This window comes from Deltaproteobacteria bacterium, from assembly GCA_022340465.1.
Taxonomy (GTDB): domain Bacteria; phylum Desulfobacterota; class Desulfobacteria; order Desulfobacterales; family B30-G6; genus JAJDNW01.
Map to the genome: position 1 here is coordinate 1 of JAJDNW010000083.1, position 7,237 is coordinate 7,237.

The 7,237-nt window shown below is 55.4% G+C and carries 6 protein-coding genes; all 6 read right to left on the reverse strand.

What is annotated here, in order from left to right:
- Positions 1-523: hypothetical protein (locus LJE94_12440; GenBank protein ID MCG6910919.1), on the reverse strand; the 523-nt coding region annotated here is incomplete at its 3' end.
- 356 nt (positions 524-879) lie between these two features.
- Positions 880-3,222 carry a putative 2-aminoethylphosphonate ABC transporter permease subunit gene (locus tag LJE94_12445; GenBank protein ID MCG6910920.1) on the reverse strand — a complete coding sequence of 781 codons (2,343 nt, stop codon included), beginning with the start codon at positions 3,220-3,222 and terminating at the stop codon, positions 880-882.
- 41 nt (positions 3,223-3,263) lie between these two features.
- Positions 3,264-4,397: an ATP-binding cassette domain-containing protein gene (locus LJE94_12450; protein ID MCG6910921.1), complete on the reverse strand. Its 1,134-nt coding sequence runs from the start codon at positions 4,395-4,397 to the stop codon at positions 3,264-3,266.
- 86 nt (positions 4,398-4,483) lie between these two features.
- Positions 4,484-5,518, reverse strand: a complete 1,035-nt coding sequence (locus tag LJE94_12455) for a putative 2-aminoethylphosphonate ABC transporter substrate-binding protein (protein ID MCG6910922.1) — start codon at positions 5,516-5,518, stop codon at positions 4,484-4,486.
- 318 nt (positions 5,519-5,836) lie between these two features.
- The gene (alr, locus tag LJE94_12460) at positions 5,837-6,970 is read right to left on the reverse strand and encodes an alanine racemase (GenBank protein MCG6910923.1); all 1,134 of its coding nucleotides are present in this window, start codon (positions 6,968-6,970) and stop codon (positions 5,837-5,839) included.
- A 47-nt stretch (positions 6,971-7,017) separates the two neighbouring features.
- Positions 7,018-7,237: hypothetical protein (locus tag LJE94_12465; protein ID MCG6910924.1), on the reverse strand; the 220-nt coding region annotated here is incomplete at its 5' end.

Consider the following 7,237-nt stretch of genomic DNA (forward strand, 5'->3'; position numbering starts at 1 on the left):
TGGCGGTAAGCCGCTGGAGCTTTGGGTCACGTCCCTTGTAAACGATTCCCATGGCTCCCTTGCCGATCTGTTCGATGATTTCATAACGTCCCAGGGTCGGTTTGACCGCCGGCGTCGTCGGAGAGCCCTGATCACCGGGGGTGGGCAGCCCGCCGCCCGTCACGGAAGGTGACGTCAGATCGCCGGGGTCCGTTGAGGAGATGGCGCCGCCGCGGAAATCGGAAGTCCTCCGATTGGAAAAGAAGCGCAGTCCGCCGAAGAAAAGAACGCTGAGGGCAAGCAGTTTGAGCAGTATTTTGACAATCAGCTCGATGTCACTCCCCACCGACACGAAGGTTCCCAGAAAATAATCCACGGAATCGGTGATCAGAAGTATTGCCAGAAAAATCATGATCAGGTTGACGGCGTCGGCAATCTTTCCCCCGGCATATTCTTTGCGGACCCGGTTGTAGATGACGAGGGTCATTACATAGAAAACCAGACTCAGCAGTTTGCCCAGCAAATAGTCTGCACCACCATTCATGTCTACTCCATTACCTCAGTCACCGGAATAACGGGATCGGCGCCAACCTCAATCTGCAAACCAGCGGCGGCGGAACAGGCCGCTTTGGGGGCCGTGCTCCTCCCTTCGGCTTCATCGGAAGCCGCTGATTCAGCCAGGACGCTCCACTATATATTAATCGGGTCGATTTTGTCAAAAAAACAGATGGTTTCAAAAAAACCAGGGGTCGAGGGTTAAGGGAAGCCAGGGGACAAGGGTTCGAGTGGCCCAGAAGCTCATAAGCTCATAGCCGATAGCATGCCATGAGCGATGACCTGTCGGCTATGAGCTTTTTTATGTTTCAATCGAACCTTAACGCCTCGAAACGCGGGAAAAATTTAACGTTTCCGCCATCCCTGGGTCTTCTTGATGAAGCGCCTGTTCACCAGTTCAGCCAGGCCCCTGACGACGACATTGGCCAGAACGATGAGCATGCACATGGCCGCGGCCGGGGCCGTATCGCCGGCATCATCCATGTTGATCACCGCTACCGAAGCCAGCGGTGTGTCGCTGGTGTACAGAAAAATAACCGCCGATACCGTGGCCATGGAACTGACGAAATAAAACACCGCAATTTCCAGGATCGCCGGAAAACACACCGGCACCGTTACCTTTAAAAAGGTTTTATAGAAAGGCACGGCCATCGATTCGGCTACGGATTCGAACTCCTTGTCCAGTTGACGGATGGCCGTGGTGGCCGTCAAGAAACTGACCGTATAAAAGTGGATGATGTTGCAGACGACCAGGATAGCCATGGTGCCGTATAAAAAGTGAAAAGGGCTCACCAGTTTGAAATCGGTAAACGGCAGGTTGAAATAGGTCTTGTTGAAAAAGAAGATATAGGCGATACCGATCACCAGGCCGGGTAGCGCCAGGGGCACAATGGACAGAAAGTAGGCCGCTCTCCGCAACCAGACGGCGCCCCGGGTCTTGTCGATGAGATAGGCGCTGGTGAAAGTGATGAATGCACCGCAAAGCGCGGTCAGGGCCGCCATTTTGATGCTGTTCCAGAAAGCCGCGTACCCCCCCCCGCCTACATCGTTGAAGGCATAGTGTTTGAGGGTCCACAGTTGAGGATAGCGTTCGGGATTGGTGAAGGCATACGGCCAAATCTTCACCAGCGATGCCACTCCGGCCATGAAGACCATCGTCAGAATGAAGACGGCGATCAACGAGCAGATGGTTCCGAAAGCGGCGTCACGTGCCTGGTTGGTCTTGGGTGTGTAAGGGACGCTGCGCGCGGTGACAATGGCCGTGGCCCGGCGCTGGACGATGCGATCGGCGACAAACGCCAAAACCGTGGGGATGAGCAGAATGATGCTCACCGTAGCGCCCATGCCGAAGTTCTGCTGCCCGATGACCTGTTTGTAGATGTCCACCGCCAGAATATTGAACTGACCGCCCACCACTTTCGGAGCACCGAAGTCGGTGAACGACAACGTGAAGGCCACGAATATGGCGCTTAAAAGCCCGAATTTAATGCTGGGGATGGTGACCTTGAAAAATGTTTTCAAGGTCCCTGCGCCGAGGCTTTCCGAGGCTTCATACAGGCGTGCATCTGTGTTGGAAAGGGCCACCAGCAGGATCATGAAAGCCGGTGGAAAGGTGAAAACCACCTCTGCAATCACGATACCCGTCAGTCCGTAGAGGTGGATGTCCCAGGCGAGCCAGGGATACTTGTCGAAAAACCCGGTGGTGATCACCCCCTTGTTGCCGAACATGTACACCAGGGACAACCCATAGAGCATCGTGGGGGCAAAAAGCGGAATCATGGCCACGATGCGGAAAAAAGCCTTGCCGATCATCCTGGTCCTATGAATGCCGTAAGCGTAGACAAAGGCCAGGCTGACCGCGATGAACGTCGTGTAGAGGCCTACCCGTAGACTGTTCCAGACCGACTGCGCCAGGCCGGAGTCCACCATGTGCCGCGTTAGAAGCTCGATCGCCCCGAAGGCCTGGAAAGCCAGCAACAGCAGAATGGCTATGGTGAGCATGCCGTTCTGATTAAAGGGAACCTTGGGGCGGATCAACGTCCAGGCAAAAAAGCCGATGAGAACAATGGCCACCAGTATGTTGGCCAGGGCGACGAACGTCCTCTCCTGGGAGATGCCTTTCAGGCCGAAGTAGTCGAAAAAATTGACCAGGCCGATAAACCTTTTCAGCACCACCAGGTTTTCTCCCGCAGGGAGCCCCTTGCCGTCGATTAGCCATCCGCCCTCTTCCGTGCGCACGATCTCAATCGCGGCGACCGGCAGGGTCCTCGCACTGACGCTGTCGGGCTTGGCGCGGTGACAGACGACGCGTTGGATGCTGTCCTTGCCGAGTTCCACAAAAACGGACTCGGTTTCGCCATGATTCATTTTCAGTTCTACGGGTTTGTTGTTGATATAGAGAACCTTTTGCTTCCCCTCCTCCAACATGAAAAGAACCGTGTTGCCGGCCACATTCACCTGACCGCGGAAATCGTCCTCCAGTTTTTCCTGTTCCGTGGGTTCTTCTATTTTGACGACCACTTCCATGTGAGTGGCCCGTTCAACCACGGCCAGCAGAGGCAGCACGACCCCTACCATCAGCCAGAGGCAAGCCAGCGCTATCAGCAGCCGACGAACCCAGTCTTCACCGCTGGACCTTTTGGTCACCCGTTCCCTGCCGTTCCCTGCATCGATCGCCAAGTCTTTCATAAGGAGAGCGTTGTCCTTTATCCGAACAGGCGCGGCCGTTATCAGCCGGCGCGCTTGGTTTTGAACAGCAAAAGTCTTTCAGGCGGCAAATGGATGGGAAGTTCCATCTGGGTATGTGCCTGCAGGTACTCCATGGTTTCCACCTGGAGGTCCATGGTCAGACGCTGATCCATCGAGCCCCCGGCCTGATGCAACACCCTGAGGTAGAGGGTGTAGAGTGACCCCCGAAACTCGATGCGTTCCACCTTCGTATTGATGATGTTGACGTCGATGGAGTCATCGCGGATAACACGAATGTCTTCCGGCCGGATGGCGACAATAACACGGCGCCCCTGATAGTTGACAGCCCTTCCCTCGGCGGTCTGGAGAACATACTGGCCGAAAAATATCGAATCCGGGTCTTTTCCGGTGCAGTCCGAAATGAAGTTCATTTCCCCGATGAACCCGGCCACGAAGGTGTTTTGCGGGTTCTTGTACAGTTCGTTGGGGGTTGCGTATTGCATCAGGCTGCCGTCTTCGATGACAACGACACGGTCGGCCATGGTGAGCGCCTCTTCTTGGTCATGGGTCACCATGAGCGTCGTTACACCGAGTGTTTCCTGGATGCGGCGGATTTCCGTGCGCAGGTAAACCCGTACGCGCGCGTCCAGGGCCGAAAGCGGCTCGTCAAGCAGCAGAATTGCCGGACTGGGTGCCAGAGCCCTGGCAAGCGCCACGCGCTGCTGCTGACCGCCTGAAAGTTGTGCCGGGTATTTGAAAGCCTGTTCTTCGATGCCCACCAACTCAAGCATTTCCATGGCCCGCTGCGTTCTCTGGGTGGATGAAAATTGCTTTCTGCTGATCCCGTACATGACGTTGCCGATGATGTTTATGTTGGGAAAAAGCGCGTAGGATTGAAACACAATGCCCAGTTTGCGGTTGGCTACCGGCTCCCTGGAAACATCACGGCTGTCGATCCAAACGGATCCGGAATTCTGCTCCTCCAGACCGGCGATGACGCGCAGCAGCGTGGTCTTGCCGCAGCCGCTGGGGCCCAGCACAGATACGAATTCCCCCTGTCGGATGCCGACACTGATGTCTTTCAGTGCTGTGAACTGCCCGAACATTTTGGTGATATTGCGAACCTCTAGGAAATAAGCCTCATCGGGATCGATCTTGTCGGCGCCCAGGTCCATTTTGTCTTCTCCATCATGCGAAAAACATTCCGGCACCACCCGGAAAGCGGGTGGCGCCGGCGGTAGTCATCCCAACTGATCTTTAACTAATTTTTGGGAGCGCTTTTGCTGTCGTAGCGTGAAATCCACTTTTTTAGGATGGCCTTGCGATTTTTTGCGGCCCACATGAGATCGTTGTCGATCAGTACCGACATGGGATCGGACGGCCAGCCATCGGGTGCGTCGACTTTGATGTCGGTGGCCACGATGGGATAGACCTTGGCGTACATGGCCATGGCCTCATCACTGATGGCCCAGTCGAGGAAAGTCTTGGCGTCTTTCTTGATGCGGGGCTTCTTGATCAGGGCATTGGCTTCGACCTCATATCCGGATCCCTCGGCGGGAAAGGCCACCTCGACCGGTTCACCCTTGGCGCGCTGCTTGAAACCGCGGTAGGCAAAGGAGATGCCGATGGGAAATTCACCTTTTCCGGCCATTTTGGCCGGTTTGGAACCCGAATGGGTGTACATCGCAATGTTTTCATGCAGCTGATCCATATAGTCCCAGCCTTTTTCCTCGCCCATGATTTGAAGGATGGCTGATACCGTTAAAAATCCGGTTCCGGAAGAAGCCGGATTGGGCATGACTATGTACCCCTTGTACATCGGTTTCAGCAGGTCGGCATAGGATTTGGGCATGACCAGGCCCTTGCTTTTCATTTCGATGGTGTTGCCCACGATCCCGGTAACATACGCCTTGATGCCCACCCAGTGCACCGGATCGTTCACACCGTCTTTCATGCCTTTTTTTACTTTCTCGACACCTTTGGGGTTGTAGCCTTTGATCATCCCCAGATCGTCACACACCAGCAGGCTGGTGGCAGCGGTTCCCCAGACGACATCGGCAACAGGGTTGTCCTTCTCGGCCAGAAGCTTGGCCGTCACGATGCCCGTTGAATCGCGCGTGAGTTTGACATTGATGTCCGGGTGGGATTTCTGAAATGCCGGCAGGTACACCGCGAGTTCATCGTCCTCCAACGCCGTGTAGACATTCAGATCACCGGCCGCAGCCGCGGAGCACAGAAACACCCCCGTCAAAGCGGTTAACAGGGTAATTTTCATGGCCTTTGCGAGTCCTTTCATGCGTACCTCCTTATCAAGGTTTAATGGTTGCACAGAATTTATCTGTGGATGAATGTGGACAGAGTCAACAGGAACGTTGCGGCAACCCTCCACGTGAAGGCCGGGCGGCTTAGGCAGTGATCGAGCCACTACGGCGGTCATATCCCGGCGCGGCTATCCAGGAGGGTAACCTCAGCCCTGAAACATGCGTTTCAAGTGTATAGACTATATGTATTTAGCACGTATTAGTAGCTTGTTAAATATCAACATCATTCATAAGTCAAACGAATAAATTACATACCATGGACAAATCATCGCCTGAACTGACATTACGTTTATCTAACGACGATCGCTTCCTTCCGGCGGGAGAACATGGGTGCGCTCGACGCGCGGGGACACGCCGCAGGTCAGCTCATAGGGAATGGTGCCTATTTTTTCGGCTATTTCCAAGAGAGACAGGCATCCCGCTGCGGAATCTCCCCAAATGAGGACGTCATCTCCGACCGCCACGGGGCCGTCCCCCACGTGGATCATGGTCTGATCCATGGTGATCGTGCCGACCATGGGATAACGCGATCCGTTGATCAGCACCTCCCCCCGGTTGGTCATGGCGCGGGGCAGTCCGTCCGCATATCCCACGGGGATTACGGCGATGCGGGTTGCCTTTTCCGTGACCCATCGGCGCCCGTAGCTGACAGGGTGCTCCCCGGGCAGGGTTCTCACGTGAGCGACATAGGTCTTGAAGGCCATCACCGGCTTGAGGGGAATGGACCGGGAGGTTTCCGTGCTCGGGTAGTGGCCGTACATGATGATTCCCGTTCGCACCGCGTCGAAACGGCTTTCCGGCATGTCCAGGACGCCTCCGCTGTTGGCCATGTGGATCATCGCAGGTCTTCGGGGCCAGGTGCGCATCTTGGACAGGAAATCGTTGAAACGCCGCAGCTGCAGATTGGCATAGCCCTTGTCGGCTTCATCGGCGGTGGAAAAGTGCGAATACAGACCTTCCCAGCAACAGCGTTGGGAGGCGGTGAGTCTGCCGAAAAATTCCGGATCGGCTTCCGGAATAACGCCCACGCGGCCCATACCGGTTTCGAGATTCACGTGGACCGTGGCCGGCCCTTTAATATCGGCCTTTTCCAGCCAATCCAGGTCTTGAGAACCGAAAAGGCTGATGTGGAATCCGGCGGCGACGGCCTCCGGCAACTCGCCGGGCATCAAGCGCCCGAAAATAAGAATGGGGTTGACGATGCCGCTGTTGCGAAGCGTCATGGCTTCTTCGAACTGCGCCACGGCAATCAGCCCGAAACCGGCATGGGCAACGGCTCTGGCCACCGGCAGGGCCCCGTGGCCATAGGCATCCGCCTTGACCACGGGAATTACCCGCGAGGGTGCGACGTGGCGCTGTATAGCGCGAAGGTTTTGCACAAGATTGCCCAAGTCAATTTCCGCGCAGGTTCTGCCTTTTTCGAGCATGCCAGCCTCCTCTGCTTGGGTTGCTTGGGTTGCTTGAGTTGGCAGGTTTATTGGGTTGCTTGAGTTAGCAGGTTTATCGGGTTACTTGAGTTGGAGAGCTGCTCAACAAACTCAACGAACTCAATGAACTCAACAAACACAACAAACTCAATGAACACAATTAACTCAACTAACTCAATCAACACAACAAACGCAACGAGCAACATCTTTCCAGGTTCGAACCATTGACGGGCCTTGCAGCCCGGGTATTTACGCGGAGGCCCCGTA